General features: G+C 71.4%; 24 protein-coding genes and 1 tRNA gene. 13 read left to right on the top strand and 12 right to left on the bottom strand.

All coding sequences use genetic code 11. The features are described from left to right. Nucleotides 1–2 precede the first annotated feature (2 nt). The 5 genes from AMIS_RS06695 to AMIS_RS06675 are packed head-to-tail and all read right to left on the bottom strand — an operon-like array spanning nt 3 to nt 4,568. Nucleotides 3–1,112, bottom strand: coding sequence for a bifunctional RNase H/acid phosphatase (locus tag AMIS_RS06695; RefSeq protein ID WP_014441446.1), 1,110 nt, complete (start codon nt 1,110–1,112; stop codon nt 3–5). Next, entirely contained in the window at nt 1,109–1,843 is a 735-nt protein-coding gene (locus AMIS_RS06690; protein WP_014441445.1) for a zinc ribbon domain-containing protein, read from the bottom strand. Before AMIS_RS06690 ends, AMIS_RS06695 begins: the two co-directional genes overlap by 4 nt. After that, nucleotides 1,840–2,673 (bottom strand): Nif3-like dinuclear metal center hexameric protein, encoded by an 834-nt coding sequence (locus AMIS_RS06685; RefSeq protein ID WP_051042404.1) that lies wholly within the window; start codon nt 2,671–2,673, stop codon nt 1,840–1,842. The genes AMIS_RS06690 and AMIS_RS06685 overlap by 4 nt, the downstream gene beginning before the upstream one ends. Nucleotides 2,674–2,707: 34 nt before the next feature. Continuing rightward, nucleotides 2,708–3,292 (bottom strand): flavoprotein, encoded by a 585-nt coding sequence (locus AMIS_RS06680; protein ID WP_014441443.1) that lies wholly within the window; start codon nt 3,290–3,292, stop codon nt 2,708–2,710. A 49-nt stretch (nt 3,293–3,341) separates the two neighbouring features. Beyond that, the gene (locus tag AMIS_RS06675) at nt 3,342–4,568 is read right to left on the bottom strand and encodes a helix-turn-helix domain-containing protein (protein ID WP_014441442.1); all 1,227 of its coding nucleotides are present in this window, start codon (nt 4,566–4,568) and stop codon (nt 3,342–3,344) included. A 245-nt stretch (nt 4,569–4,813) separates the two neighbouring features. Between AMIS_RS06675 and AMIS_RS06670 the strand changes: the two genes are divergently transcribed. Beyond that, a complete protein-coding gene (locus AMIS_RS06670) occupies nt 4,814–5,494 on the top strand; it encodes a bifunctional DNA primase/polymerase (RefSeq protein WP_014441441.1) in 681 nt (226 codons plus the stop codon). Between the two features lie 99 nt (nt 5,495–5,593). Here the strand turns inward: AMIS_RS06670 and AMIS_RS06665 are convergent, their stop codons facing one another. Next, nucleotides 5,594–6,475: a hypothetical protein gene (locus AMIS_RS06665; protein WP_014441440.1), complete on the bottom strand. Its 882-nt coding sequence runs from the start codon at nt 6,473–6,475 to the stop codon at nt 5,594–5,596. Nucleotides 6,476–6,661: 186 nt separating this feature from the next. Here AMIS_RS06665 and AMIS_RS06660 point away from each other — a divergent pair, with 186 nt between their 5' ends. Then, nucleotides 6,662–7,165 (top strand): DUF402 domain-containing protein, encoded by a 504-nt coding sequence (locus AMIS_RS06660; RefSeq protein WP_014441439.1) that lies wholly within the window; start codon nt 6,662–6,664, stop codon nt 7,163–7,165. 650 nt (nt 7,166–7,815) lie between these two features. On the opposite strand, the gene AMIS_RS06655 is transcribed toward AMIS_RS06660, so the two are convergent. The 4 genes from AMIS_RS06655 to AMIS_RS06640 all read right to left on the bottom strand — a co-directional run bounded on the left by AMIS_RS06655 (nt 7,816) and on the right by AMIS_RS06640 (nt 11,226). Further along, nucleotides 7,816–7,887, bottom strand: a tRNA-Val gene (locus tag AMIS_RS06655). A gap of 27 nt (nt 7,888–7,914) precedes the next feature. Continuing rightward, entirely contained in the window at nt 7,915–8,388 is a 474-nt protein-coding gene (locus AMIS_RS06650) for a peroxiredoxin (protein ID WP_014441438.1), read from the bottom strand. Nucleotides 8,389–8,454: 66 nt separating this feature from the next. Continuing rightward, nucleotides 8,455–8,886, bottom strand: a complete 432-nt coding sequence (locus AMIS_RS06645; RefSeq protein WP_014441437.1) for a DUF3052 domain-containing protein — start codon at nt 8,884–8,886, stop codon at nt 8,455–8,457. Between the two features lie 99 nt (nt 8,887–8,985). After that, the gene (locus tag AMIS_RS06640; RefSeq protein WP_014441436.1) at nt 8,986–11,226 is read right to left on the bottom strand and encodes a transketolase C-terminal domain-containing protein; all 2,241 of its coding nucleotides are present in this window, start codon (nt 11,224–11,226) and stop codon (nt 8,986–8,988) included. Nucleotides 11,227–11,276: 50 nt separating this feature from the next. On the opposite strand from AMIS_RS06640, the gene AMIS_RS06635 reads away from it, so the two are divergent. From AMIS_RS06635 to AMIS_RS06615, 5 genes are all read left to right on the top strand, one after another. Beyond that, nucleotides 11,277–11,681, top strand: coding sequence for a YjbQ family protein (locus AMIS_RS06635; protein ID WP_014441435.1), 405 nt, complete (start codon nt 11,277–11,279; stop codon nt 11,679–11,681). A 219-nt stretch (nt 11,682–11,900) separates the two neighbouring features. Next, a complete protein-coding gene (gene aceE, locus AMIS_RS06630; protein WP_014441434.1) occupies nt 11,901–14,639 on the top strand; it encodes a pyruvate dehydrogenase (acetyl-transferring), homodimeric type in 2,739 nt (912 codons plus the stop codon). Between the two features lie 95 nt (nt 14,640–14,734). Continuing rightward, nucleotides 14,735–16,843, top strand: coding sequence for a methyl-accepting chemotaxis protein (locus tag AMIS_RS06625; RefSeq protein WP_231859250.1), 2,109 nt, complete (start codon nt 14,735–14,737; stop codon nt 16,841–16,843). Nucleotides 16,844–17,059: 216 nt separating this feature from the next. Next, on the top strand, nt 17,060–18,466 hold the full coding sequence (gene gltX, locus AMIS_RS06620; protein ID WP_083888790.1) for a glutamate--tRNA ligase: 1,407 nt from the start codon (nt 17,060–17,062) through the stop codon (nt 18,464–18,466). A 300-nt stretch (nt 18,467–18,766) separates the two neighbouring features. After that, nucleotides 18,767–19,420 carry a hypothetical protein gene (locus AMIS_RS06615; RefSeq protein WP_041829591.1) on the top strand — a complete coding sequence of 218 codons (654 nt, stop codon included), beginning with the start codon at nt 18,767–18,769 and terminating at the stop codon, nt 19,418–19,420. On the opposite strand, the gene AMIS_RS06610 is transcribed toward AMIS_RS06615, so the two are convergent. Together AMIS_RS06610 and AMIS_RS41510 are read right to left on the bottom strand one after the other, a co-directional pair. Beyond that, entirely contained in the window at nt 19,347–19,982 is a 636-nt protein-coding gene (locus tag AMIS_RS06610) for a TetR/AcrR family transcriptional regulator (RefSeq protein ID WP_014441430.1), read from the bottom strand. The genes AMIS_RS06615 and AMIS_RS06610 overlap by 74 nt on opposite strands. 81 nt (nt 19,983–20,063) lie before the next feature. Next, complete coding sequence (locus tag AMIS_RS41510; RefSeq protein ID WP_157434752.1) at nt 20,064–20,285, bottom strand: hypothetical protein; 222 nt, start codon at nt 20,283–20,285, stop codon at nt 20,064–20,066. A 252-nt stretch (nt 20,286–20,537) separates the two neighbouring features. On the opposite strand from AMIS_RS41510, the gene AMIS_RS06605 reads away from it, so the two are divergent. The 6 genes from AMIS_RS06605 (at nt 20,538) to AMIS_RS06580 (ending at nt 26,728) form a co-directional block, all read left to right on the top strand. Then, entirely contained in the window at nt 20,538–21,719 is a 1,182-nt protein-coding gene (locus AMIS_RS06605; protein ID WP_014441428.1) for a PucR family transcriptional regulator, read from the top strand. A gap of 198 nt (nt 21,720–21,917) precedes the next feature. After that, nucleotides 21,918–22,856 (top strand): ACP S-malonyltransferase, encoded by a 939-nt coding sequence (locus AMIS_RS06600; RefSeq protein ID WP_014441427.1) that lies wholly within the window; start codon nt 21,918–21,920, stop codon nt 22,854–22,856. Next, nucleotides 22,853–23,803: a beta-ketoacyl-ACP synthase III gene (locus tag AMIS_RS06595; protein ID WP_014441426.1), complete on the top strand. Its 951-nt coding sequence runs from the start codon at nt 22,853–22,855 to the stop codon at nt 23,801–23,803. The genes AMIS_RS06600 and AMIS_RS06595 overlap by 4 nt, the downstream gene beginning before the upstream one ends. A 47-nt stretch (nt 23,804–23,850) precedes the next feature. Continuing rightward, nucleotides 23,851–24,093, top strand: coding sequence for an acyl carrier protein (locus AMIS_RS06590; protein WP_014441425.1), 243 nt, complete (start codon nt 23,851–23,853; stop codon nt 24,091–24,093). 1 nt (nt 24,094) lies between these two features. Beyond that, the gene (fabF, locus tag AMIS_RS06585; protein ID WP_014441424.1) at nt 24,095–25,321 is read left to right on the top strand and encodes a beta-ketoacyl-ACP synthase II; all 1,227 of its coding nucleotides are present in this window, start codon (nt 24,095–24,097) and stop codon (nt 25,319–25,321) included. 18 nt (nt 25,322–25,339) lie between these two features. Next, on the top strand, nt 25,340–26,728 hold the full coding sequence (locus AMIS_RS06580; RefSeq protein WP_014441423.1) for an acyl-CoA carboxylase subunit beta: 1,389 nt from the start codon (nt 25,340–25,342) through the stop codon (nt 26,726–26,728). Nucleotides 26,729–26,730: the final 2 nt, after the last annotated feature.

Genomic DNA, 26,730 nt, shown 5'->3' with positions numbered 1-26,730 from the left:
CGCTATCGAAGATGCGCCGTCTCGTTGACGGTTCGCACCGCTATGTTCCCATCCGGCCAGACATCCATGGTGGACACACCCGCCGCGTCCAGATAGAGCCGGTGCAGGAAGGCGTCGCCCGCGGCCAGCGCGTCCCGCAGGATCAACTTGATCGGTGAGACATGGGAGACAACAACAACAGCCTTCCCCGGGTACGCCGAGAGCACGGTCGCCATGGCGCCCCGCACCCGTTTCGCGACCGCCTGGAAGGACTCCCCACCCGGCGGGGCGACACTCGTCGAACCCAGCCACGCCGACATCTCGGCCGGCCACTGCTCCTGAACCTCGGCGAACGTGCGACCCTCCCACGCCCCGAAGTCACACTCGATCAGATCCTCCATCACCGTGACCGGTACCCCGCCCACCTGCGCGGCGATGTGCTCGGCGGTCCGGACACAGCGCGACAGCGGCGAGCTCAGCACGGCCGCCACCTCGGGGAAGATCCCGGCGACCCGGCCGGCCGCGGCCATCGCCTGCGCCTCGCCCTCGTCGGTGAGCGGCACGTCGCCGCGCCCGGAGTAACGGCCCTGCGCCGTCATCGGGGTGGCGCCGTGCCGGACCAGGGCGATCCGGGTGGCGTTCTCCAGAGCCGGCGGGACCCAGGACTTCGGGGTCTCCGCCGCCCTCTCGGAGGGGAGCTGCTGCCCGGCCCGGGGCGCCTTGCCGGCGGCCTCGTCCATCGCCCGGTTCGCCAGCGCGTCGGCGTCCTTGTTCCGCTCCCGGGGGATCCAGTCGAAGGTCACCTCGTCGAACTTGCCGACCAGGGTGGCCGCCTCGGCCGCGAGCGGGCGCAGACCGGCGTTCTTGATCTGCCAGCGGCCGGACATCTGCTCGATGACCAGCTTGGAGTCCATCCGCACGTCGACCCGAGTCGCGTTCAGCTCGGCGGCGGCGCGCAGGCCGGCGATCAGACCGGAGTACTCGGCGACATTGTTCGTGGTGACGCCCGCGGAGTCGTACCGCTCCAGCAGGATCTCGCCGGTGGCCGCCTCCTTGACCACCGCGCCGAAGCCGGCCGGTCCCGGATTGCCCCGGGACCCGCCGTCCGCCTCGACGATGACGTGCAGACTCACAGGCCCGACTCCGAGGTCCGCACCATGATCCGGCGGCACTCCTCGCAGCGGACCACCTCGTCGGCCGGCGCCGACTTCACCCGGTTCAGGTCGGCGCCGTACAGCTCGATCCGGCACCCGCCACAGCGGCCGGCCCGGAACAGCGCCGCGCCGAGCCCGCTCTCGGTCCGGATCTTGTCGTAGAGGGTGACCAGGTCGGCCGGGAGGTCGGCGGCGAGCGGCACCCGCGCCGCCGTCTTGAACTCCTGCTCCTTGGTGATCTCCTGGTAGGTCTCGTCGCGCTTGCGCTCGGCCTCGGACCGGCGGGCGACCGCAGCCGAGATCCGGCCCTGCACCTCGGTGAGCGTGGCCTCCGCGGTCTCCCGCTGCTCCATCAGCTCCAGCTCGGCGTCCTCCAGCTCGGACTGCCGGCGGTTGAGCGTGGCGAGCTCGTGCTGCAGGCCCTCCACCTCCCGCAGCGAGCCACCGGCGTCGAGGCGCTTCTGGTCCTTGTCCTTGCGGAGCCGGACCTGCTCGATGTCCTTCTCCAGCCGGCTGATGTCCCGGTCCAGGTCGTCGACCACGACCTGGGCACGGACCCGCTCGTCCTCGAGCGCGGAGATCTCCCGCGCGACCGCGTCGATCTCGGCCAGTTCGGGCAGGGACTTGCGGCGGTGCGCGAGCTGGGCCAGGGCGGTGTCGACGGCCTGCAGGTCGAGCAGGCGACGCTGGGCTTCCGGGGCGGCCTTCACGAGTGGTTCTCCTTCTCTCCGAAAGCCGGGAGATCCGCGGCAACGGCTTGAACAGTCCAGGGGTCGGTGTCGATGTCGGACACCACCACGTCGACGCCGAACTCAGCACGCAGCCAGGCGGCCACGTCGTCGAGCCAGGGACGCTCGCTCGCCCAGTGTGCGACGTCGAGCAGCGCCGGGCCACCATCGGCGAGATGCTCGCTGACCGGGTGGTGACGCAGGTCCGCGCAAAGATACGCGTCGGCGCCCGACCGCGTCGCGGCGGACAGGAAGGAGTCGCCTGCGCCACCGCAGACCGCGACGGTCCGCAGCACCCGCTCCGGGTCGCCGGCGGCACGCACCCCGCCCGCGGTGGCCGGCAGCCGGGCCGCGGCGAGGCGGGCGAACGCGGCGAGCGGCAGCGGCTCCGGAAGCTCGCCGATCCGGCCCAGGCCGCGCCCCTCCCCCGCGGCCGCGCCCTCGGCGGGCACGAGCGGGCGCAGGGCGGTCAGGCCGAGGCGCGCGGCGAGCGCGTCGGAGACACCGGGGTTCGCCACGTCGGCGTTGGTGTGCGCGGTGTACAGCGCCACGTCGGCCTTGATCAGCCGATGGATGATCCGGCCCTTGTACGTATCAGGTGCAAGCGACGACACCGGCTTGAGCAGCAGCGGGTGATGCGCGACGATCAGGTCCGCGCCCAGATCGAGGGCCTGCTCGACGGTTTCCGGCACGCAGTCGACGACGCAGAGAACCCGGGCAACGGCATGATCCGGATCGCCGAGCACGAGTCCCACCCGATCCCAGGACTCGGCCCAGTCACGGGGGTAACGCCGGTCGAGCGCTTCAACCACGGTGCGGACGGTCACGACCGTCAACTCTATATGCCTAGGAAACCGCTCCAGGCTCGACTCGGCTGCCCGCCGTCACCGGCCCGTTCACCGCCTGCAGCGCACGCCGCCAGGGGAACTGCCCACGGAACCGGTCGGTCTGGCCGGGCCCGCCGAGACGGCAGACATCCTCGCCGTAGAGCACGTGCACCCCCCAGTCCCGCAGCTTCGCGAGGCTCTCGTGCAGCGAGGGGTGCAACGCCATGATCTTGTTGGTGTACGGCACCACGACGGTTGGCACGCCGTAGCCGTACCCCTCGACCAGAAGGCCGAGAACCAGGGTGTCGGTGATCCCGGCGGCCCACTTGTTGACCGTGTTGACGGTGGCCGGCGCGACGATCATCGCGTCCGGGTGCGGCAGCACGTCGGGGTCGCCGGGACTCTTGTAGTCGGAGCGGACCGGGTGCCCGGTCTGCGCCTGCAGGGCCGCCACGTCCACGAACTTGCGGCCGTCCGGGGTCGTCACCACACAGACGTCCCAGCCTTCGCCCTGAGCGAGGCTGACGAGCGTCCCGACGTCCCGGGCCATCGGTGAGCCGCATACGAGCACGTACAGCACACCGCGTGAGGGGTTGACGGTCATCACGCCCTTGCCCCCCACCCGCCCGCCCGAAGACGGACTGAAGGCCCCCTCATACGCCGACTCCCATCTGTTCGGCCAGCTCCGCAATGGGCGCCGGCGGCGTGCCCCGGGTACGCCTGAGCACGTCGGAAAGGACTTCATGGGCGAGCGGGCGGCAGCGGATCTCCGACGGGGCGAGGCGATCGCCCTCGAGCAGCATCTCGCCGGCCCGCTCCACGTCGCCGATCTGGGTGTAGCCACGAGCGATGTCCAGGTAGTGGTGCGCACGCCGCTCCGGGAGCATGGCGTTGAACCCTTCCTTGTTCATCCGCTCGTGAGCTTCCACCGCCAGCCGGCCGTCGCCGAGCTCGACGGCTGTCGCGCAGCGGTGCAGCTGCACGTTCGTCGGCCCGAAGCTGGTCCAGTAGTGGTTGAAGTCGCCGCCCAGCTCGATCGACGCCTGCTCGGCGCCGCTGAGCAGGTCACGGACGGTCGCGCTGTCACCGATCCGGGCGGCCGACATCGCGCCGTTGAGCAGCAGCATCCCGTAGACCGAGAGCTGCTCGCCGCGGGCCCGTTCCGGCCCGGGCGCGAGCCGGTTCGCGATGTTGACGTTCACCTCGAGCGACGGCCGGACCCGGCCGAGCGCGAGCAGCGCGCTGCCCACCCGGTAACTGGCCAGGCCGGCGAGGAGCTGGTCGCCGGCGCGCTGGGAGACCGCGATCGAGCGGTCCGCGGCGAGCCAGGAGAGCTCGTGCTCCCCGACTTTCCGCAGCGCCGACGAAGCGATCTGGTAGACCTGGCCGAGCAGGTGCGCCGCGGCGGGCGCTTCGTCGCTGTTCGCGTGGGCGCTGTCCGCGGCCTGCGCGTCCCGCAACAGTTTCGGCAGGGCCCGGGCCAGCGCGCCGTACTTCGCGTGCTGGTACGTCAGCCAGGCATGGCTGACCGCTTTGCGCATCTCCGCGATCGGCGGTGAGTGTGGCACCGCTTGGAAGAACGCACTCATCTGGTCATATCGCTCCAGAGCAGCACGAATCTCCTCGACCTCCACCTGGTCGATACAGTTCTGCGTCTCCGGTTTGCGCTCCACCTCCTTGCCCAGCAGGAGCTGGACATCGACCTGGAGCACATCGGCGATGTCGTACACGACAGAGAACTTGTCGAGCCGGCGGACTCCCCGCTCCACCTTGTCGACCCAGCTCTTCGATTTGCCCAGCCGGTCAGCGAACACCTGCTGGGACATCTTGCGTCGGCCCCGCCAATAGGCGACGCGGCGGCCGATCGGCAGCTCGTCCACGGTGCCTCCCCCACTCAACCGGCGGCCCCTGGCGCCGGTGAGCCATCCGGTGTCGATCGCAGTGTGGACCGTTCACGTGCGCACAGATCGCACAGCGTGTGTGATCGCCTGCTAACCGATGCTCGTAGTTTTTCTGCAAGTTGCAAAGGGTGGATCTGCCGGGCCCAACGACAGTCGTCGCATCGGGATACGGCTCTCCCTGACCCAACAGCGGCCGCACACCCGGATCCGGGGGTTATCGAGCTATGCAGTGGACCAGCCGTCAGCCGTTCGTCCCACCAGCGCTCCTCGATCGTCTTGACCGCGTACGCCTGCGCCGGGCCGCGCTGCGCTATGCCGCGCACGGCTGGGACGTGACGCCCGGCGCGTACCTCACCGGCCGTCGATTCGACTGTGGCCGCCCCGGATGCACGATCACCGGGTGCCACCCGGCGCTCGACTCCTGGGCCGAATCGGCCACCGGCGACCCGGTCCGGATCGCCGCCTGGTGGCGCCGTCAGGCGCACACCGTGCTGTTGCCCACCGGGGTGGGCTTCGACGTGCTGGAAGTGCCGGCGTCGCTGGGACGCCGGGTGACCGGCCTGGAGCCGGCCGGGACCGGACCGGTCGCGGGCATCGCCGCCGGTCTCGGACCCGTCGCGGACACCTCCGCCGGGCGTTGGATGTTCCTGGTGAGCCCCGGCCGGGCGCTGCGCCCCGAGCTGGAACACCGGCTCGACGTGATCAGGCACGGACTGGGCTCGTGGATCCCCGCGCCGCCGAACCGCATGCTCGACGGGTCGGTCCGCTGGATCGTCCCGCCGGAGCAGGTGCAGTGGCGACTGCCGGACGCGGACCGGGTCCAGGAGCTTCTCGTCGCGGCCGCCCGGCCACGCTCCCGCCCGGTCATCCCCCGGCAAGTGTCCACATCGCGCCGCGCGGCCTGACCGTCGTCGCCGGAAGCGGACGGTTGACCGGGCGTGCGCGCGCGAGCACATGTCATTCGACAAGGTAGTACGTCAGCGCCTGTGGCGCGAGTCACCCGTTCAGGTGACCGGGGCCAGGTCACGGTAGGCGGCGATCACGGCTTCGGTGCGGTCGGCGAGCTCCGGTCCGCTCTCAGCGGCCGGCGCGCCGGTCACCCGGGCGAGGGTGCGTTCCGCGTACCGGGCAGTCGCGGCGACCTGGCGCTCGCGCAGAAAGGTCTCCCCCGCCAGGGCCGCCGTGTCGATGCTGCGCACGATCCGGTCGGCGGCAGCGCCGGTCTCCCGCCACAGCTCTTCGGCCCGCTCCGACTGCTCGGCCACCGCGGCACGGGCCGGGCTGTCCGCCGGGATGTCGGCCAGCCGCACGCCGCTCAGGTCGGCACGCAGCCGCCGCAGCTCCTGCCGGCGGGTGAGCACCGTCGCGAGCTCGTCCAGGGCACGGGTCAGCGAGCGGTCCGCGAGAACCGGGTCGACCATTCCGGCCAGCGCCGGCCAGGTGCCGCGCACCCGGAGCGAGGCGGCCAGGGCGCCGTCGAAGGCGGTCCGCTCGGCAGCCGTCCACAGCACCCGCGACGCGGTGTCACGCGGCACCGCGAACGCGCCCGGCTGGGCGCCCCGGGCCAGCCGGCGCCAGACGCCGGCGACAATCGCGGCACTCGCCGCCGCGCCCAGCCACCAGCTGAACCCGAACGCGCTGAGCACCGCGGAGACGAACAGCAGCGGCACCGCGACCCGGGCCGTGACGACCACCCGCCGCTCCAGCGTCCGGCCGCTCGGCGCGCACGGAACACTCTCCACCAGCGAACCGACGCGGGTCCGGCGGGCGCGCCCGCTGCGGCACTTGATCGGGTACGGGGATACGACGGTCTTCTCCATGTCCGAGCCGACGTACAGTTCCGGGCCGACGCGCAGGTCGCCGCCGATGTGCTGTTCCGTGCCCACGGCAAGCCTCCGTCACGTCGTACCGGTCGCCGGGCGGGCCCGGCCGCCAAGGGGAAACCGGCCGGGACCCGCCCACCCGCGGGTCGTCCCCGCAGGTACCAGTAGCGATCGGTCCGCACCCCGGCGCCTTGAGACACGCGCCGGTGCACCCCGGTTGCCGTTGAGGCGCTGGCTACCCTCACGGGCGTGGACCGTGTCGAGCTGATGTTGCGCAAATACGACGGCCGCCCGCACCGCCGGGTCACCGGCACCCTCCTCGGCGACGACGACCACGGCACCTGGATCGGCACGCCGCGAGGCACGCTGGTCCGCTACAGCTACGGCTGGCGCCGCCTGGAGCGCACCCGCCACGACGCCGTACGCCTGCTCCCCCGGGACGCCTGGTGGATCGCCATGTTCACCGCCGAGCCCAGCCGCTCCGAGATCTACTGCGACGTGACCACCCCGCCCGAGCGCACGGGACCCTCCCAGTTCACCGTCATCGACCTGGACATCGACGTCATGCGCCTACGCCCCGGCAGCCGCGTGGTGGTCGACGACGAGGACGAGTTCGAACACCACCGCCGCCGCTTCAACTACCCCGACGACGTGGTGAAGGCCGCTGAAGAGGCAGCCAAGACGCTCCGCACAGCCCTCTCCGACGGATCCGAGCCTTTCGCCACCCACTATCGAAGCTGGCTCGCCCATTGACCGAAGCTGGCTCGCCCATTGACCGAAGCTGGCTCGCCCATTGACGTTCGGCACTACCGCCGTCCGTGGATGACGCCACACGCAACGCCTGCGTGGCGATCCGTCAACGCCAGGGCACGACGCCGCCCCGTTGAGCGATCGCGCAGGTCGGCGACGCCGTACGCGTGATCAAAGCCGCCGGGCCGGCACTGTGGACCAGCCGGTCCGGCCGGCTGTCAGCGCTGTCCGAACACGCGGCCGGCAGCACTGATGACCAGCTCGCCTCGTCCGGCTGGCCACCAGCGCTGCCAGCCGCCCGTTTTGTCCGCACTGATCGCCAGCCGGCATCGGTGTTTCCAAGATCCGCGAACCTGGGGACCACGAGACGCCACCCGGACACGAGCCCACCGTGAGCCACCACCGCCACCCGGACACGAGCCCACCGTGAGCCGCAGCCCACGCATCTGATCACCCCGATGAGGTGCCCCGCGATGACTAAGAGCGCCCGCGATCCCGAGCAAGGGACTCGCCAAGCCGCCGGCGGACCGAGCCGCCTACGGACCGAGCCGCCGGCGGGCCGCACCGTGGGGCGTCCGGGGGCTCGGCCCCCGGAGCAGAATGACGCGAGCCCCCGGTCCGCGCTTCCCGCGGACAGGGGGCTCCGACTCGCGTGGGCGCGGTAGGTTTCGAACCTACGACCCCTCGCTTGTAAGGCGAGTGCTCTCCCACTGAGCTACGCGCCCGGACCCGGTGGGACCGGAGTGGTCATCCTACCCTGCCGGCTCCTCCAGGGCCGCCAGGGCTGCCCGCCATGCGGACTGGTCGCGGGCCTCGCCCGGACCGTTCATCTCGGCGAAGCGGATCACGCCTGCGGTGTCCACCAGGAACGTTCCCCGGTTGGCGAAGCCTCGGGTTTCGTCGAGGACGCCGTAGGCGGCGGCCACCTCGCCGTGTGGCCAGAAGTCGGCCAGCAGGGGGAAGCCGAAGCCCTCCTGCTCGGCCCAGACCTTGTGGCTGTAGATCGAGTCGACGCTCACGGTGAGCACCTGGACCGTGTCGTTCGCGTACGCCGGCAGGTTCTCCTGCACCTCGGTGAGCTCGCCGTGGCAGCGACGGCTGAACGCCAGCGGATAGAAGATCAGAAGGACTGCCTTGCGGCCGCGGAAGTCGGAGAGCCGCACGTCCTGGTTGTTCTGATCCTTGAGGGTGAAGTCCGGCGCCGGCTGGCCCACCACGATCGGCATGGTGCCCAGCCTAACCAGGGCCGGCGCCCCGTCGGGCGCCGACCTCGTGTGAGGGGTGGCAGCGAGCTACTTCTTCTTGGCGCCCCGCGGTGAGACGAGACGTGCGCCCGTCCAGTCTTTGCCGGCGTTCAACGTCGACGTCTGCTGCAGACCGGCGGTCGGTGCGGACTCGCTGATCTCGCTGGGTTCGACGTGTCCATCACGGCCGGCCTTGGGGGTCAGCAGCCACACCACGCCGTTGTCGGCGAGTGGGCCGAGTGCATCGGTAAGCAGTTCGAAGAGGTCACCGTCGCCGTCGCGGTACCACAGCAGCACCGCGTCGACCACCTCGTCGGTGTCCTCGTCGACCAAATCTCCGACGCGTTCGGTCAGGGCATCACGGAGATCCTCGTCGACGTCGTCGTCGTAACCCATCTCCATGACCACCATGTTCGGCTCGAAGCCGAACCGGTCCGCCAGGCTGCGTACGCCGTCGGCCTGACCCGCGGTCGCGCTCACTGTCCAAATCCTCCTAGCCGTGAAAAATCCCCGGAACCTTTGGGGTAGTCCACACACTCCGGGCCCGGTGCGCAAGTGGCGCACCGGGTGTGTGGCAATTTACCGCGCCAGCAGTGCGTGGGCACCCTGTGTGATGGCATCCTCTCCCACCAGAACCTGCTCGGCAGCCGGACCCAGCGGAACCGGGGCGTCGGCGGCCGCCACCCGGCGCACGGAGCCGACAAAAGCCCCGTCCACCAGAGCGGCCAGGACGCCCTCACCGACCCCGCCGGAGCGGCGTGTCTCGTCGACGATCAGCACCCGGCCCGTGACGGATGCCTCCCTCACCAGGTCAGCGACGGGGAGCGGGGAGAGCCAGCGCAGATCGACCACCCGGGAACCGTACCCGTCCGCGGCTAACTGGGCAGCGACACGGAGCGACATTCGCACCCCGTTGCCGTACGTGACGATGGTCAGATCCTGCGCGGTGCCGAGCCCGTAGATGCGCGCACGACCGATCGGGACGTGCTCGCCGGCCCAGCTCGACGGCTCCGGGTACGCCGCCGTCCACTCGCTGTCGCCTTGTTGATAGAGGTCCCTCGTCTGGTAGAGGGCGGCCGGCTCGAGGAAGACGCTGACCGTCCCGTCGACGGCCGCCGCGGCCAGGCAGGTGCGCAGCATCGGGGCCGCGTCGGCGGCGCGGGCCGGCACCGCCACCACGATCCCCGGGATGTCGCGCAGCATCGCGACCGAGTTGTCGTTGGCGAGGTGCCCGCCGAGCCCGAGCGGCTGGGCCAGACCGGGGACCCGCAGCACCATCGGGTTGCGGTACGACCCCGAGGAGAGCAGCGACATGCCGGCCGCCTCGACCCGCAGTTGCTCGGCGGCGGTGTGCAGGGCGGCCAGCCCGGTGATCTCGGGCACCGGGATCAGACCGGCCGTGCCGGCGCCGAGGGCCAGCCCGAGCACCGTGGTGGCGTCCGGCGGGGTGTCCAGCACCCGGTCGCCGCCGCGCTCGCGCAGCCCGGTGGTGACGCCGTGCGGGCCGCCGCCGGTGACGCCCGGGCCGAACACCAGCAGCGTCGGATCGGCCGCGAGCGCCTCGGTGAGGCCTGCGTTGAGGGTCTGCGCGAGGGTGAGCGGCCCGGCGTGCTCGGGCAGCTGCCCGCCGAAGACCTGCGCCCGGGCGGCCGCGCCCGGACCGGCGGCGCGTTCGGCGGCCTCGGCGACGGCGTGTGCCACTCGCAGCGGGCGGCGCGGGGCGAGCGACGCGACGATCTCGCCGATCGAGGCGAGCTTGGGTTCGCCGAGGACCTCCTCGGCGGCCTTGCGGACCTGCCAGCCGACCTCGTCGTACCGGGTGATCACGTCGTCCGGGCCGAGCAGCCCGGCCTCGACCAGCAGCCGGGCGGTGCCGATCAGCGGGTCGCGGGGGTCCTCCGGGGCGGGGTCCGGGTCGCCGGCCTGCCCGAGCAGGTGGACGGTGGCGAGCCTGAGCACGGCGGGCCGGCGCTCGGCGCGCACGAACCCGGCCGCCTCCACCGCCGCGTCGTGGGCGGCGGCGAGGTCGCACCCGTCGGCGAAGCTGTACCGCACGCCGGGACGGCCGCGCAGCAGGGCCGCCGGCCAGCCGTCCGGATCCGTCGCGTCCGGACCGTTGTCCTCGCAGATCAGCAGCAGCGGCACCGGTTTGCCCTCGGCGCCGGCCCGGCCGGCCATCTCCAGCGCGGCGGCCGCGGCCGGTCCGCTGGCGCCGGCGTCGCCGAACGAGGCGACCACTATCGCGTCGGAGGGCCAGGGCGCCGTGACGGCCCGGCTGAGCGACCGCGCCAGGCCGGCCGCCCGGGGCAGGTGGCCGCCGGGCGTGGAGATGGCGGGCAGCAGGTGCAACTCGGGGTTGCCGAAGAGTTTGTCGCGCCCGCCGGTGGCCGGGTCACGGACCGACGCGACCACCCCGCGCAGCACGTCGCGGGCGGCGTCCTCGAGCCGCCGGCCCGGGTCGCTCCCAGTCGCCCCGGCCCGGTCCGCGGCCCGTACACAATAGAAAGCCGCCGATCGGTGATGCAGGAACGCCGGATCGTCGCCGCGCAGCGCCGCCGCGACCGCGGCGTTGCCCTCGTGGCCGGACGAGCCGGTGGTGGTGAAGCCCTCGTTGAAACTGCGCAGCCAGCGGGCGGCGAGGTCGAGGTGGCGGGCGGTGAGCTGGGCGTCGAAGAGTTCCCGGGTGCGGGCGCCGGTCAGGGTGCTGCCGTCACGGACCGGGTCGCCGGGATCGCGCCGGCTCTCCGGTGACCGCAGGGCCGAGACCGCATCGCGGAACCGCTCGTCGAGGTTTTGCGGGGTGGTCACGCGATTCAGCATTCCCGACCCACGGTGACCCTGCCAATGCAGAAGGCCGATATATATGGACCATGCGCAGCGAAACGATCACCGTACGGACCGGCAACTCCCCCGTGGTGCACGACATCACCGCGGAGGCGGAGCGGTTCGTCGCGTCCGAGCAGGACGGCCTGCTGCACGTCTTCGTGCCGCACGCCACGGCCGGCCTGGCGATCATCGAGACCGGCGCGGGCTCGGACGACGATCTGCTGACCGCGATCGACGACCTGCTGCCGGCCGAGGACAAGTGGCAGCACCGGCACGGCTCGCGGGGGCACGGGCGCGACCACGTGCTGCCCGCGTGGATCCCGCCGTACGCCACTCTGCCGGTCATCGCCGGCCGGATCGCCCTGGGCACCTGGCAGTCGATCTGCCTGGTCGACCCGAACGGCGACAACCCGATCCGGCAGGTCCGTTTCTCCTTCCTGCCCGGCTGAGTTGAGCAGCCCGGCGGTGGCGAAAACCATCCTCACGGCGACACTGATCACCGACACCGGTCACCAGAATGTTACTGGTCAGTACATGTGTCGCGTATCGCTGACACGTCGGGTAGGCGTGACGCTGCCCACCGAAAGGGGGCAGGATGGAGTTCCTGACCGAGCGATTCGCCACCTAGGTCGCCCGGTGTAAACGACACTCAACCAAGAGGATTGCCTGTGGCCACGGAGCGAAAGCGCCCGGTGATCAGCGATGGCCTGCCGAGCCAGCTTCCCGACATCGACCCCGAGGAAACCAACGAGTGGGTCGAGTCGCTCAACGGAGTCATCGACGAGCGCGGCGCGAAAAGAGCCCGTTATGTGATGTTGCGCCTGCTGGAGCGTGCCCGGGAGCGACAGGTCGGCGTTCCGCCACTGACGTCCACCGACTACATCAACACCATCCCGCCGGAGCGTGAGCCCTGGTTCCCCGGTGACGAGTTCGTCGAGCGTCGGATCCGGGCGTACATTCGGTGGAACGCGGCGATGCTGGTGCACCGGGCGCAGCGCCCGGAGATCGGCGTCGGCGGGCACATCTCGACGTACGCGTCGAGCGCCAGCCTCTACGAGGTGGGCATGAACCACTTCTTCCGGGGCAAGGACCACCCGGGCGGCGGCGACCACATCTTCTTCCAGGGTCACGCCTCCCCCGGCATGTACGCGCGGGCGTACCTCGAGGGTCGCCTCACCACCCACCAGCTGGACGGTTTCCGCCAGGAGCTGTCGCACCCGGGTGGCGGCCTCCCGTCGTACCCGCACCCGCGCCTCATGCCGAACTTCTGGGAGTTCCCGACGGTCAGCATGGGTCTCGGCCCGCTGAACGCGATCTACCAGGCGCGGTACAACCGGTACCTGCACAACCGGGGCATCAAGGACACCAGCCAGCAGCACGTCTGGGCGTTCCTCGGCGACGGCGAGATGGACGAGGTCGAGTCGCTCGGCGCGATCGGCCTGGCCGCCCGCGAGGAGCTGGACAACCTCACCTTCGTGGTGAACTGCAACCTGCAGCGCCTGGACGGCCCGGTCCGCGGCAACGGCAAGGTCATCCAGGAGCTGGAGGCCTTCTTCCGCGGCGCCGGCTGGAACGTCATCAAGGTCGTCTGGGGCCGCGAGTGGGACTCGCTGCTCGCCGCCGACACCGACGGCGCGCTCGTCAACCTGATGAACGCGACGCCGGACGGCGACTACCAGACCTACAAGGGCGAGTCCGGGGCGTACGTCCGAGAGCACTTCTTCGGCCGTGACCCGCGGACCCGCAAGCTCGTCGAGAACATGACCGACGACGAGGTGTGGAACCTCAAGCGCGGCGGCCACGACTACCGCAAGCTCTACGCGGCGTACAAGGCGGCCACCGAGCACACCGGCCAGCCGACCGTGATCCTCGCCAAGACGATCAAGGGCTGGACGCTGGGCTCGCACTTCGAGGCCCGCAACGCCACGCACCAGATGAAGAAGCTGACCCTGGAAGACCTCAAGGGCTTCCGGGACCGCCTCTACCTCGACATCAGCGACAAGCAGCTCGAGGAGAACCCGTACCTCCCGCCGTACTACCACCCCGGCGAGAAGTCCGACGAGTTCGAGTACATGATGCAGCGGCGTCGTGACCTGGGCGGATCGATCCCCAGCCGGCGGACCAAGCACAAGTCGCTGGCGATCCCGGAGTCGAAGGCGTTCGGCGACATCAAGCGGGGCAGCGGCAAGCAGAAGGTCGCCACCACGATGGCGTTCGTCCGCCTGCTCAAGGACCTCATGAAGGACAAGGAGTTCGGCGCCCGGTGGGTGCCGATCATCCCGGACGAGGCCCGCACGTTCGGCATGGACTCGCTCTTCCCGACCAAGAAGATCTACTCGCCGCACGGCCAGACCTACACCTCCGTGGACCGGGAGCTGTTCCTGTCCTACAAGGAGGCGACGAACGGCCAGATCCTGCACGAGGGCATCAACGAGGCCGGGTCGACCGCGAGCTTCATCGCGGCCGGCACGTCGTACGCGACGCACGACGAGCCGATGATCCCGCTGTACATCTTCTACTCGATGTTCGGCTTCCAGCGGACCGCCGACGAGCTCTGGGCGGCCGCCGACCAGATGACCCGCGGCTTCCTGCTCGGCGCGACCGCCGGGCGGACCACGCTCAACGGTGAGGGCCTGCAGCACGAGGACGGGCACTCGCTGCTGATCGCGGCGACCAACCCGGCCGTGGTGGCGTACGACCCGGCGTTCGCGTTCGAGATCGCGCACATCGTCGAGAACGGCCTGCACCGGATGTACGGCGAGAAGCAGGAGAACATCTTCTACTACCTCACCATCTACAACGAGCCGGCGATCCAGCCCGCCGAGCCCGAGGGTGTCGACGTGGAAGGCCTGCTCAAGGGCATCTACCGGTTCAACGAGGGCCCCGCGACGAACGGCCCGAAGGCGCAGCTGCTCGCCTCCGGCACCGGCATGCGCTGGGCGCTCAAGGCGCAGGAGCTGCTCGCCCAGGACTGGGGCGTGAGCGCCGACGTCTGGTCGGTCACCTCCTGGACCGAGCTGCGCCGGGACGCCATCGAGGCCGAGGAGCACAATCTGCTCCACGCGGGCGACGAGCCCCGCAAGCCGTACATCCAGCAGAAGCTGGAGGGCGTCGAGGGCCCGTCGGTCGCGGTCAGCGACTGGATGCGCGCGGTGCCGGACCTGATCAGCCGCTGGGTTCCGAACGGGTACACCTCGCTCGGCACCGACGGCTTCGGCATGAGCGACACCCGGCACGCCCTGCGCCGCCACTTCCACGTGGACGGCGAGTCGGTCGCGGTGGCCACGCTGCGCGAGCTGGCGCTGCGCGGCCAGGTGGCGAAGCACGTGCCGGCCGAGGCCGCCCGTAAGTACGCCATCGACGACGTCAACGCCGCTCCGGTGGGCGAGACCGGCGGCGACAGCTAGGTAAGAACCGGAAAGGGGCGGCCCGTCGCATTTTTGCGGCGGGCCGCCTCAGTCTTCGGCCCCGGAGTGCCGATCTGGGGGTTATGCGGCTGCGCATGCTCCAACAACTCCTGATCCTCGGCCTGGGCAGTGTCCTGGTCACCGCGCTCGTCCTGGTGGGCGTGGGCGCCTGGCAGAGCAGCCGGTTCGCGGACCGCACCCAGGACGAGGTGCTCGAGCAGAACGTGGCCGAGCTGGACCGCACCACGTCCTCGGTGACGACCCTGGTCAGCACCGTCGGCGACGAGGTCCAGCACGGCGTGGACGTCGGGATGACCAGCGCCAACGGGCTCCTCGACCAGCGCGGCGGCGTCACGCTCTCGTCCCGGACCACCACCTGGACCGCGACCAACCAGGTGAACCAGGAGAAATCCACGGTGACCCTGCCCCGGGTCACGGTGGACGGCCGCTGGCTCGGGCAGAACACCGACCCGGGCAGGACCACCCCGTTCGTCGACGACGTGGAGGAGCTGGTCGGCGGCGCGGTCACGATGTTCCAGCGGATGAACACCGCCGGCGACCTGCTGCGGGTCGCCACCACGGTCAAGGGCACCACCGGCAAGCGGGCGATCGGCACCTACATCCCGGCCACCGGGGCGGACGGCAACCCGAACGCGGTCGCCGCCGCGATCAAGGCCGGCAAGTCGTACCGGGGCGTGGCCCAGGTGGTCGACACCTGGTACATCACCGCGTACGACCCGATCAAGGACGCGTCGGGTGACGTGGTGGGCGCGCTCTTCGTCGGCGTGCCGCAGGAGAGCGCCCTGAAGAACCTCACCACGGCGATCTCCGAGCAGCAGGTCGGGGAGAACGGCTGGGTCTCGGTCTTCAGCACGCTCACCGCCGACAAGGGCCGGGTGATCGCCTCCAGCCTGGAGGGGGTCGCCGGCACCACCATCCTGGACGCCACCGACGCGAACGGGACCACGTACGTCGAGGAGATCGTCACCAAGGCGCCGGAGCTGGACGACGGCGCCACCTGGCGGACCACCTACCAGCTGCCCGGCGCGGCCGGGGCGGCGGCCGGAGCGACCACCACGACGGTGGCGTACTACGCGCCGTACCAGTGGGCGGTCGCGGTCGGCGGGTACGACGCGGACGCGGAGAGCACGGTGGCCGTGGTCCGCGACGGCCGCAGCACCATGCTGACCGCCTTCGTGATCGCCGCGGTGCTGCTGGCGCTGGCCGGCGCGGTGGTCGCGTACTTCCAGGCCGCCCGGCTCTCCGGCCGCCTGGGCCGGCTCACCGCGGCGCTGACCCGGCTCGCCGGCCGGGACCTGACCGTCCGGGCCGACGACCAGGGCCGCGACGAGATCGGCGAGGCGGCCACCGCGCTGAACACCGCCGTCACCGAGCTGCGCACCGTCATGCAGGAGGTGACCGGCGCCTCCGCGGAGGTGAGCGGCACCGCCCAGCGGGTCGCGGCGACCGGCGGCGAGCTGGCCAGCGCCTCGGACACGGCCGCCGAGCGGGCCGGCACGGTGAGCTCCTCGGCGGACACGGTCTCGCACGTCGTGCAGACGGTGGCGGCCGGCGCCGAGGAGATGGGCACGTCGATCGGCGAGATCTCGCACAACGCCCAGGAGGCCGCGCAGGCCGGCCGGGACGGTGTCGGGCTGACCGCCGCCGCGGCGGACGTGATCAGCGAGCTGCGTACCTCGACCGCCGCGATCAGCGAGGTGGTCAAGCTGATCGCCAACATCGCCGAGCAGACCAACCTGCTGGCCCTGAACGCGACGATCGAGGCGGCCCGGGCCGGCGAGACCGGCAAGGGGTTCGCGGTGGTCGCCGGCGAGGTCAAGGAGCTGGCGCAGGAGACCGCGCGGGCCACCGAGGACGTGACCGCCCGGGTCGCGGCGATCGAGGCGGACACCGCCCGCGCGGTCACCGCGATCGACGCGATCTCAGCGCGGATCGCTCAGGTGAACGACTATCAGACGGCGATCGCGGCGGCGGTCGAGGAACAGGCCGCCACGACCGCTGAGATGGCCCGCAACATCGCCGAGGCGGCCGGGGGCAGCCGGGACATCGCGGACGGCATCGGTACGGTCAGCGGCGCGATGGAGGGCACCAGGCGCTCGGTGGCGGACGCGCATCAGGCGGCCGCCGAGCTGACCGCGACCGCGCAGCGGCTCACCGGGCTGGTCGGCCGGTTCACGGTCTGAGCCGCTGTCACAGTCTGAGCCGCTGTCACGGTCTGAGCCGCTGTCACGGTCTGATCGGGCCGTCACGGCCGGCGGAGGAAGCTTGAGTTGCACCCGTAGCGAAAGACGCCGGACGGCCTCGGGCCGGCAGGTGGCCGCGCGGTACGGGCGGGACCCGTCGATGCGCCTGTGTGAGCCGCGCACCCGTACCCGAAAGCTCTCGGTAGGGTGGGGGTCGTGACTGTTCGAGTACGTTTCGCTCCCTCACCGACCGGCATGTTCCACGTGGGCGGCGCCCGATCCGCGCTGCAGAACTGGATCTACGCGCGCCAGCACGACGGTGTCTTCGTGCTGCGGATCGAGGACACCGACGCCGCCCGCAACCGGCCCGAGTGGACCGAGGGCATCATCTCGGCGCTGGATTGGATCGGCATCGAGCGCGGGACGTACGAGGGGCCCTACTACCAGTCGTCCTACGCCGCCGACCACACCGCCGCCGCGACCCGGCTCTACGGCGAGGCGAAGGCCTACTACTGCGACTGCAAGCGCGAGGACGTGATCGCCCGCACCGGCAACACGCACACCGGTTACGACGGCTTCTGCCGCGACCGGGCGCTGGGTCCGGGCGAGGGCCGCGCGCTGCGGTTCCGCACGCCGGACGAGGGCGAGACGGTGGTCGTCGACCTGGTCCGCGGCAAGCCCACCTTCGAGAACAAGCTGATCGAGGACTTCGTCATCGCCCGCAGCGACGGCTCGGCGGTGTTCCTGCTGGCCAACGTCGTGGACGACATGAGCATGGGCATCACGCACGTGTTCCGCGCCGAGGAGCACCTGCCGAACACGCCGAAGCAGCAGCTGCTCTGGGAGGCGCTGGGCGCCACGCCGCCGGTCTGGGGCCACGTGCCGGTGATCGTCAACGAGAAGCGGCAGAAACTGTCGAAGCGCCGCGACAAGGTGGCCCTGGAGTCGTACCGGGACGAGGGTTACCTCGCCGCCGCGATGCGCAACTACCTGATGCTGCTCGGCTGGGCGCCCACCGGCGACCGGGAGATCGTCCCGTGGTCGGTGGTCGAGGAGGAGTACCGGATCGAGGACGTGAACCACGCCCCGGCCTTCTTCGACATCAAGAAACTGCGCGCGTTCAACGGCGAGTACATCCGGGCGCTCACCCCGGACGAGTTCACCCAGGTCTGCGCGCCGTGGCTGACCGGCACCGACACCATCGCCGCGCCGCCGTGGTCGCCGGACGCGTTCGACGCCGAGGTCTTCGCGGCGATCGCCCCGCTCGCGCAGACCCGGATCGCGGTGCTCTCCGAGATCGTCGACTACGTCGACTTCCTCTTCCTGGACGAGCCGGTCCATGACGACGCATCCTGGGCGAAGGCCATGAAGGAGGGTGCGGCGGACATTCTGGACGCGACCGCGGCCGCCTTCGGCGCCCTGACCGACTGGTCGGCCGAGCCGCTCAAGGCCGCGCTCGAGCAGGTCGGTGAGGCGCGAGGTCTCAAATTGGGAAAGACCCAGGCGCCGGTACGGGTCGCGGCCACCGGCCGGACGATCGGCCTGCCGCTGTTCGAGTCGCTCGAAGCACTCGGCCGGGAGCGCACGCTCGCCCGCCTTTCCGCAGCTCGCGGGCGTCTCTGACGCTTTCACCCGATGCGGCGGCCGGCTGTCACGGCCGGTCGCCGCACCCGGTGATGGCCCTCATCACCCCGGTGGCCGCCGCCCCCACGGATTGCGGGGAGTGGGTACTATTCGGCCGCTGATCAACGGTCGTGCCGTTGCCGTCCAGCCGTCCCCCAAATGGCTCCAATTCACCCCGCCACGAGATGCGGCCGGGGCGGTGTCCGGGAAGGCTGTAGGTCTGGGCCGCCGTGCCGGATTCACCGTCGGCACGAGAAGCGGGTTAGTGGTCCATGTCCATCCACGGGCGGGGGGAGTCGGATGGTGCGAGGGGCAATCACCAGACTGATGTCGGCGGCGGGAGCGGTGGCGGTGGCCGTCGCCTTGTCGGCCGGCGTCGCGCCCGCGGCTGCAGCCGCGCCGAAAGACACCAAGCCGAGCGCGGTGGAGATCAAGGGCAAGGGCATCACCGAGCCGATCGTGGTCCGGCAGGCCGACGAGCCGCGGATGTTCGAGCTGCTGCTCACCGAGGTGGACTGGCTGGCCTCGGCCCGGCCGCAGACCTCCGCGCCCAAGGACGGCAAGCTCGGCGACAAGTTCACGCTCACCATCCTGGTGAAGGACTCGCCGAGCCTGGTCTACGACCTGTACCCGCTGGCCGCCGGCGGCCCCCGGGCGTACCGGCCGGCCAAGCAGCCGTCCGGCAAGAAGTCGGCCGGCTGGTTCTACGGCCGGCTCTCGATGTCCGAGACGCTGCGGGTCTCCGGCGCGCCGCTGGAGGCGAAACCGGACGTGGTGCACGGCGGCATCGGCGGTGGCGTCGGCGAGAAACTCAAGCCCGAGGTCAACCCGGTGGAGAGCGCGACCGAGGTGTTCACCGAGGTGCGCCGCCTGTTCCTGCTCAACGGCGCGGTCCTGCTGGTGATCCTGGTCGGCCTGGCTGGGATGGCGTTCCTGATCCGCCGCCGGATCTGACGGCGGCGCTCCCTGCCGCGGCAAGCTCGATCAGAGCCACCAGGTCGGCCAGGTCGGCGTCGAATTCGGCGTCCGGCTCGGCCGATCTTTCTGTGTCCGGCAGGCCGCCGGTCACCTCGCCGGTGGTGTAACCCAGCAGGAAAGCACAGATCATCCGGGCCATCCGGGACACCTCGGCGGCGGGCACGCCCGCGTCGTGCAGGATCCCGTGCAGCGCGGCGGTCAGCCAGGACGCCGAGGCGCCGGTTGCCGAGCGGTTCAGCAGCAGGGGGTAGGCGCTCGGATGGGCGTGCGCGAGCGCCCGCACGGCACGGCCCAGCGCCCGCAGCCGCCGTCGCCAGTCGATGTCCGCCAGGTCGTCGCCGACCGCGGTGCCCAACTCCAGGTTGAGCAGGTCGACGAGGCCGTCCAGCAGGGCGTCCTTGCCGCCGACGTACGGGTAGAGCGCCATCGAGGTCAGCCCGACCCGCTCGGCGACCGCCCGCATCGACATGGCGGCGAGTCCGCGCTCGTCCACGAGAGCGAGCGCCTGGTCCAGGATCAGCCGTCTCTTGTCGTCCACCCGACCTAGCTGACCAGTCACGCGGTCCGGCCCGGGCGTAACTCGCCCGGGCCGGACCCGCACTCACTCGTTAGAGGGCCGTCAGCACCAGCGGCCGGGTGGCCGCCCCCGGCCCGCGGCGCGCCGCCTGGGGCGCACGGCGCCGTGCAGGTGGGCGCCGGCCCACCCGCGTAGATCCGTCCGGCAGCCGACCCGTCCCGATCCCGAATCCAGGATCGGCTCCTCGTCGACCGGTGCGGGCACCGTCATGTCGTCGAGGACGGAATCGCCGTCGGCACGCGTAGACGCGTCGTCCCGTTCCATCTTCTCGCCTCCTCGATCCGCGTCCTCGACACCAACACCAGCATTCCTCGGCACCGTTCCCTCATCGGCACCTCGGAGCCGGGTGTTAAGGAGCCCGGTGTTAACCCCCCGGCCCGGACCGCACTAGTCCGACACGATGCCAGGTCACTGGCCGGAATCGCGGGAGAGGCGCACCGCTACACCGGTCAAATGTCATAAAACCGCCTAAAACCTCTCTGCGTCGCCGTTTGCGCGGCGTGTCAGGCTGACGCGGTGGCAGAAAGCACCACCAACCCGCTGGCGCCGGGCACCCTGCGCCGGATCGAGCGGCACGCCGGAGCGCTGGCAACCTCCGCCGTGGCCCGCATGGAAGAGACGTTGCCGTGGTTCCGCGCGCTCCCGGCCGATCAGCGTTCCTGGGTGATGCTCGTCGCACAAGCGGGTGTTCGGTCACTCGTGGAGTGGCTGAGTTCCGGGGCGACCGTCGCGGCGAGCACGCAGGAGATCTCCGACGAGGTCTTCGCGGCCGCGCCGCGTGCGCTGGCCCGGGCCATCACGCTGACCCAGACCGTCCAGCTGATCAAGGTGACGATCGACGTCGCCGAGGCCGAGGTGCCCGGCTTCGCCGAGGAGGGCGAGACCGACGCGCTGCTCCAGGCGATCCTGCGCTTCTCCCGGGAGATCGCCTTCTCGGCCGCCCGGGTGTACGCGCGGGCCGCCGAGTCCCGCGGCGCCTGGGACGCCCGCCTGCAGGCCCTGCTCGTCGACGCGCTGCTGCGCGGCGATTCCTCGGACGTGCTCGCCAGCCGGGCCGCCGCCCTGGGCTGGGCGGACGCTCCCCCGGTCACGGTGGTCGTGGGCCGCTCGCCGGGCGGTGACATCACCGCGGTGCTGCACGCGGTCTACCGGGCCGCCCGCCGGGCCCGGCTCGAGGTGATCGGCGGGGTGCACGGCGACCGCCTGGTCGTGGTGGCCGGCGGCGCCACCGACCCGGTCGCCACGGCGTCCGCGCTCGCGGACAGCTTCGGCGCGGGACCGGTCGTGGTGGGCCCGGCCGTCCCGTCGCTGGACCAGGCCACCGAGTCGGCCCGTGCTGCGCTGAACGGCTTCCGGGCGGCGCCGGCCTGGCCGGGAGCGCCGTCCCCGGTCTCCGCCGACGACCTGCTGCCGGAGCGCGCCCTCGCCGGTGACCAGGACGCCCGGCGCAAGCTGCGGCAGGAGGTGTACGGCGCACTGACCCGGGCGGGCAGCGGGCTGATCGAGACGCTCGACGCGTTCTTCGCCGCCGGCGGGGTACTGGAGAGTGCGGCGCGGGAGCTGTACGTGCACCCGAACACGGTCCGGTACCGGCTGCGCAGAGTGGCCGAGATCACGGCGCTCTCACCGTTCGACGGACGTGACGGGTTCGCGTTACGCCTGGCGCTGACGATCGGCAGGCTCGACCCCGCAACTTGATCAGGCCCTGCCTCGTAGCTCAAGAAGGCCGCGTCATTGCCGATGACATGTCCCAGCAGGAAATTCCCGCTTAAGTGGCAAATCGGGTTAAAGTAACCCGAAGGAGCTGACTGTTTGTTGGGTTCCTACAAACCTCGTCGTAGGGTTTCGTCGCCCCCGGCAACCCCCGAACCTCCCCCGATCCGGAAGAGTCAAGACGTGCTCGCCGTACTCTCCCCCGGCCAAGGCTCGCAGAAGCCCGGCTTCCTGATTCCCTGGCTCGCCCTACCCGGCGCCGAAGACCGCCTCCGTGCGTGGTCGGCGCTCGCCGGCGTGGATCTGGTCCACCTCGGCACCGAGGCCGGCGCCGACGAGATCAAGGACACTGCCCGGACGCAACCGCTGCTGGTCGCGGCCGCGCTGCTCGCCGGCGAACAGCTCGGGATGGACGGCGTCGGCGTCGTCGCCGGCCACAGCGTCGGCGAGCTCGGCGCGTCCGCGCTGGCCGGCGTGCTCACCCCGGATGCCGCGATCACCCTGGCCGGCGTGCGCGGACGGGAGATGGCCGCCGCCTGCGCCCTCGAGCCCACCGGCATGAGCGCGGTTCTCGGCGGCGATGCGGACGAGGTCGTCACCGCGATCGAGAAAAACGGGTTGTACCCGGCGAACCGCAACGGCGCCGGCCAGATCGTCGCGGCCGGGTCGCTGCCCGGACTCGCCGACCTCGCGGCTGCCCCACCGGCCAAGGCTCGGGTCATCGCGCTGGCGGTGGCGGGCGCGTTCCACACGCCGTACATGGCGCCCGCCGAGGCCGCCCTGGCGGCCGTGGCGCCCGGCATCACCGTGGGCGACCCGGTCCGGACCCTGCTGTCGAACTTCGACGGCAAGCCGGTCACCGACGGCGGCGAGGTGCTCCGGCGCCTGGTCCGCCAGGTGATCGCACCGGTCCGCTGGGACCTGTGCATGGCCTCGCTGCGCGAGCTCGGCGTCACCGGTGTGATCGAGCTGCCGCCCGCCGGGACCCTGGCCGGCCTGGTCAAGCGGGAGCTGAAGGGCGACGGCGCTCCCGAGATCGTCACCCTGAACACCCCGGACGACCTGCCCGCCGCCCGCGACCTGATCGCCCGCCACGGCGGAAACCAAGGAGGAGCACGATGACCGCGGGTTCCCGCATCGTCGCGATGGGCCACTACCAGCCCTCGCGCGTGGTCACGAACGACGACCTGGCCATGACCCTGGACACCAATGACGCGTGGATCCGGGACCGGGTCGGCATCGCCGAGCGGCGCATCGCCGAGAACGAGACGGTCGCCGACATGGCGACCTACGCGGCGGAGAAGGCGCTCGCGAGCTCCGGCCTCAGCGCGGCCGACATCGATCTGGTGACCGTCGCGACCTGCACGTCGATCGACCGCTGCCCGAACGTCGCGGCCCGGGTCGCGGCCCGGCTCGGCATCACGGCTCCGGCCGCCTACGACCTGAACACCGCGTGCTCCGGTTTCTCGTACGCACTGGGCACCGCCGACCACGCGATCCGTGCCGGCGCAGCCCGCAACGCCCTGGTGATCGGCGCGGAGAAGCTCTCCGACGTCACCGACTGGTCCAACCGCACGACCGCCGTGCTCTTCGGTGACGCCGCGGGCGCCGCGGTGGTCTCCGCGGTTCCGGACGGTGAGGAGGCCGGCGTCGGCCCGGTGCTCTGGGGTTCCGCCCCGGACAAGGGCGACGTGCTGCGGATCGAGGGCTGGCAGCCGTACATCGAGCAGGAGGGCCAGGTGGTCTTCCGCTGGGCCACCACCGCGCTCGCCCCGTTCGCGATCGAGGCCTGCCGGCGGGCCGGCGTCGAGCCCTCTGAGCTGGCGGCTTTCGTGCCGCACCAGGCAAACACCCGGATCATCGACGGCATCGTGAAGCGGCTCGGACTGAGCCCCGACGCGATCATCGCAAAAGATCTGGTCAATTCAGGCAACACCTCAGCGGCAAGTGTGCCGTTGGCACTGTCGAAGCTCATCGAGCGGCGCGAGGTCCCCTCTGGTTCCCACGTGCTGCTCTTCGGCTTCGGCGGCGGCCTCACCTACGCCGGCCAGGTCGTCCGCTGCCCCTAGGCAGCACCTGACGGCGTATCCACCACCCACCGAGAGAAAGAACGAAGATGGCAACTCGCGAAGAGATCACCTCCGGCCTCGCCGAGATCCTCGAGGAGGTCGCCGGGGTGAACCCGGACGACGTCGCCGAGGGTAAGTCCTTCACCGACGACCTGGACGTCGACTCGCTGTCCATGGTCGAGGTCGTCGTTGCGGCCGAGGAGAAGTTCGGCGTCAAGATCCCCGACAACGAGGTCCAGAACCTCAAGACCGTCGGCGATGCCGTCACCTACATCGAGGCAAACCACTGACATGAGCAACGTAGACGTCGTCGTCACCGGGCTCGGCGCGACGACCCCGCTGGGCGGGGACGTCGCGTCCACCTGGGACGCCATGCTCGCGGGACGCTCCGGGGTCGGCCCGCTCACTCAAGAGTGGGCGGGTCAGCTCCCGGTGCGGATCGCCGCACAACTCGCCGTGGAGCCGTCCACGCTGATCGAGCGGGTCAAGATGCGCCGCCTCGACCGGTCCGAGGCGATGGCTCTGATCGCGGCCAAGGAGGCCTGGGCCGACTCCGGCCTGGCCGACTCCGGCCTCGACCCGGAGCGCCTCGCGGTCAGCCTCGGCAGCGGCATCGGCGGCGCCACCACGCTGCTGGACCAGGACGACATCCTGGAACAGTCCGGTCCGCGCCGGGTCAGCCCGCACACCGTGCCGATGCTGATGCCCAACGGACCGGCCGCCTGGGTCGGCATCGAGCTGGGCGCCCGCGGTGGCGTCCGGGCCATGGCCAGCGCCTGCGCCACGGGCGCGGAAGCCGTGTCCCTCGGTCTCGACCTGATCCGTGCCGGCCGCGCCGACGTGGTGGTGGCCGGTGGCGTCGAAGCCGTCGTGCACCCGCTGCCGCTCGCCGGTTTCGCCTCGATGCGTGCCATGTCGACGCGCAACGACGAGCCGGAGAAGGCGTCGCGCCCGTGGGACAAGAACCGGGACGGCTTCGTCCTCGGTGAGGGTGGTGGCGTCATCATCCTGGAGCGCGCCGACCACGCGGCGGCCCGCGGCGCACATGTCTACGCCCGTCTTCTCGGCGCCGGCATCACCTCGGACGGCTACGACATCGTCCAGCCGGACCCGGAGTGCAAGGGTGGCATCCGCGCGATGGGGATGGCACTGCGCGACGCCGGTCTGACCGGCGCGGACATCCAGCACGTCAACGCGCACGCCACCTCGACGCCGGCCGGTGACATGGGCGAGGTCCTGGGCATCAAGACCGCCGTCGGCGATCACCCGGTGCTCACCTCGACCAAGTCGATGAGCGGTCACCTGCTCGGCGCGGCCGGTGCGATCGAGTCGATCGCCACCATCCTCGCCCTGCGGGACGGCGTCGTGCCCCCGACCATCAACCTCGACGACCCGGACGAGCGTCTGATCCTCGACGTGGCGGCGCACAAGGCGCGGCCGCTGGAGATCTCGGCGGCGATGAACAACTCGTTCGGTTTCGGCGGCCACAACGTCGCGCTGGTCTTCGCCCGCGCGTAACACCCGCCGGAAACCGCCATGCAGGACGCAGCCGTCGATCATCGAGATCCCGAATCGCGGCTGCGGGCGTTCTTCGACCGGGGCACCACGCGTCTGCTGGTGCCCCGGGACGACTCCGGTGTGCTCTTCGCCCGTGGTGACGTCGACGGCGCCACGGCCATCGCGTTCGCCACCGACGCCACCCGGATGGGCGGCGCGCTCGGCATCGAGGGCTGCTCACGGATCGTCGCGGCGATCGACCGGGCGGTCCGCGAGCGGCTGCCGGTCACCGGTCTCTGGCACTCCGGCGGCGCGCGTCTCGCCGAAGGCGTCGTCGGCCTCGACGGCGTCGGCCAGATCTTCGCGGCGATCGTCCGCGCCTCCGGCCGGGTGCCGCAGATCTCCGTGGTCCTCGGTCCGTCGGCCGGCGGCGCCGCCTACGGCCCCGCGCTCACCGACATCGTGATCATGAGCGAGGCCGGCCGGATCTTCGCGACCGGCCCGGAAGTGGTCCGCAGCGTCACCGGCGAACGGGTCGACTCCGAGCGGCTCGGCGGCCCGGAACCGCACAGCAACCGCTCCGGCGTCGTGCACCTCACCACGGACGACGACGCGTCGGCTCTCACCGAGGCCCGCCGGCTGGTCCGGCTGCTCGGCCACCAGGGCCGGATCTCCCCCGACGACGTGTCCCCGGGACGGCTCGACGCCCTCGTCCCCGGCTCCACGGACCGGGTCTACGACGTACAGCCGGTGGTCCGGGCCCTGCTCGACGCGCCAGGTGTGGAACTGCACGCCCGATGGGCACCGAACCTGGTCACCACGCTGGGCCGCTTCGCCGGCCGTACCGTCGGTGTGGTCGCCAACAACCCGCTGCGCCTCGGCGGCTGCCTGGACGCGGCCGGCGCCGAGAAGGCGGCCCGGTTCGTCCGGATGTGCGACGCGCTGGGCCTGCCGCTGATCGTGCTGGTCGACGCGCCCGGCTACCTGCCCGGCGTGGACCAGGAGTGGGACGGGCTGGTGCGCCGCGGCGCCAAACTGCTGCACGCCTTCGCCGAGTCGGTGGTGCCCCGGGTCACCCTGGTGACCCGGCGGGCGTTCGGTGGCGCGTACATCGCGATGAACTCGCGGGCGCTCGGCGCGACCGCGGTCTTCGCCTGGCCGGACGCCGAGATCGCGGTGATGGGCGCCGGCGCGACGGTCGACGTCCTGGAACGCAAGCGGCTGAACGCCGCGCCGCCCGGGGAGCGCGCCGCGCTCCGCGAGCGGCTGATGCGGGAGCAGACCGAGAGGTCCGCCGGGATGGACCGGGCTCACGAGATCGGCGTGGTGGACGCCGTCATCACGCCGGCCGAGACCCGCCGCCGGATCGCCGAGGCGATCGCCGCCGCGCCCGCCGGTCGCGGCGAGCACGGCAACATCCCGCTCTAGCC

The sequence above is a fragment of the Actinoplanes missouriensis 431 genome, assembly GCF_000284295.1.
Lineage (GTDB): Bacteria > Actinomycetota > Actinomycetes > Mycobacteriales > Micromonosporaceae > Actinoplanes > Actinoplanes missouriensis.
The sequence above is the reverse complement of the archived record's forward strand: the minus strand, read 5'-3'. Positions and strand labels throughout refer to the sequence as shown.

Excerpts from the sequence above, each read along its gene's own strand:
- AMIS_RS06680 (WP_014441443.1), bottom strand. The coding sequence starts at position 3,292 with ATGACCGTCAACCCCTCACGCGGTGTGCTGTACGTGCTCGTATGCGGC.
- AMIS_RS06670 (WP_014441441.1), top strand. The coding sequence starts at position 4,814 with ATGCAGTGGACCAGCCGTCAGCCGTTCGTCCCACCAGCGCTCCTCGAT.
- AMIS_RS06650 (WP_014441438.1), bottom strand. The coding sequence starts at position 8,388 with ATGCCGATCGTGGTGGGCCAGCCGGCGCCGGACTTCACCCTCAAGGAT.
- AMIS_RS06640 (WP_014441436.1), bottom strand. The coding sequence starts at position 11,226 with ATGCTGAATCGCGTGACCACCCCGCAAAACCTCGACGAGCGGTTCCGC.
- AMIS_RS06635 (WP_014441435.1), top strand. The coding sequence starts at position 11,277 with ATGCGCAGCGAAACGATCACCGTACGGACCGGCAACTCCCCCGTGGTG.
- AMIS_RS06625 (WP_231859250.1), top strand. The coding sequence starts at position 14,735 with ATGCTCCAACAACTCCTGATCCTCGGCCTGGGCAGTGTCCTGGTCACC.
- AMIS_RS06615 (WP_041829591.1), top strand. The coding sequence starts at position 18,767 with ATGGTGCGAGGGGCAATCACCAGACTGATGTCGGCGGCGGGAGCGGTG.
- AMIS_RS41510 (WP_157434752.1), bottom strand. The coding sequence starts at position 20,285 with ATGGAACGGGACGACGCGTCTACGCGTGCCGACGGCGATTCCGTCCTC.
- AMIS_RS06595 (WP_014441426.1), top strand. The coding sequence starts at position 22,853 with ATGACCGCGGGTTCCCGCATCGTCGCGATGGGCCACTACCAGCCCTCG.
- AMIS_RS06590 (WP_014441425.1), top strand. The coding sequence starts at position 23,851 with ATGGCAACTCGCGAAGAGATCACCTCCGGCCTCGCCGAGATCCTCGAG.
- fabF (WP_014441424.1), top strand. The coding sequence starts at position 24,095 with ATGAGCAACGTAGACGTCGTCGTCACCGGGCTCGGCGCGACGACCCCG.
- AMIS_RS06580 (WP_014441423.1), top strand. The coding sequence starts at position 25,340 with ATGCAGGACGCAGCCGTCGATCATCGAGATCCCGAATCGCGGCTGCGG.